The sequence below is a fragment of the Achromobacter sp. SIMBA_011 genome, from assembly GCF_046535435.1.
GTDB classification, from domain to species: domain Bacteria; phylum Pseudomonadota; class Gammaproteobacteria; order Burkholderiales; family Burkholderiaceae_B; genus Achromobacter; species Achromobacter dolens.
On the sequence record NZ_JAWRWN010000354.1, the window covers coordinates 1 to 276 of the forward strand.

1 protein-coding gene is annotated in these 276 nt (G+C 57.2%); it reads right to left on the reverse strand.

Annotated elements, in window-relative coordinates; genetic code table 11:
* A partial coding sequence (locus SB816_RS31275) for a leucine-rich repeat domain-containing protein (RefSeq protein WP_410548149.1) occupies positions 1 to 276 on the reverse strand: 276 nt, incomplete at both ends.

The window sequence follows — 276 nt, forward strand, 5'->3', positions numbered from 1 at the left end:
GTCCGCAGGAATATCGCGTAGCGCGTTATTGCTCAGGTCCAAGGTTTGCAGCCCGTGCAGTTGAAACAATCCGTCGGGCACCTGACTGATCTGCGTGTTGGACAGCTTCAGCGTGTTCAACAGGTGCAGGGCGCTGACATCCGGCGCATTGCCCAGTGGGTTGTTGTCCAAATGCAAGAACTCAAGGTTGTCCAGGTCGCTGATAGAGCGTGCTTCGGCTGGGGTGAGGGCTATTTCGCAGTCGGAAAGGTCAAGGGCGCTCAGCTTGGGCATTGC